Origin of the sequence: Streptomyces sp. 4F14 (assembly GCF_048159485.1) — a bacterium.
Classification (GTDB): Bacteria; Actinomycetota; Actinomycetes; order Streptomycetales; family Streptomycetaceae; genus Streptomyces.
Genome location: NZ_JBLRVY010000202.1, coordinates 1 through 393, shown reverse-complemented (window position 1 = coordinate 393; position 393 = coordinate 1). Strand labels below are relative to the sequence as shown.

Annotated in this window: 1 protein-coding gene; it reads left to right on the top strand. The window is 65.9% G+C overall.

What is annotated here, in order from left to right:
- Positions 1 to 70: 70 nt before the first annotated feature.
- Positions 71 to 393: hypothetical protein (locus ACLZOT_RS50320; RefSeq protein WP_416976033.1), on the top strand; the 323-nt coding region annotated here is incomplete at its 3' end.

Sequence of the window (393 nt, the reverse complement as noted above, 5' to 3'; positions counted from 1 at the left end):
AGTGCGGCTTGGGCTGCGTCGTATCCGCGGGGTCGTTCGGGAGAGATAGGGGGTCGACGGGGCCTGGCGGTTGGCCATCGACTGTCTCCATGCCAGGCAGAAACGCGTGGTCCGGACCGGTGTGAGCGTGCTGGGCGCGCTCGGGTGCCGGGAGGATGCGGCGCCGGGTGAGTTCAGCGACGTCGATCAAGGGGGTGGCGACGATGCGGTTGAGGAGTTCTTCCTGACGAGGTTCCAAGGCTGTGAGATGCCTGAGTACGGCAAGGATTTCGACGAGTTCCCGGCTCCAATCGGGCTCCCAGCGCTCCGGGCGCTCCCGGTCGAGATCACTGCTTACTTTGCCGGTGGTGCGGTCGCTTCGGTAAGCGAGCCAGCTGTCGAGTACGTTGCGCC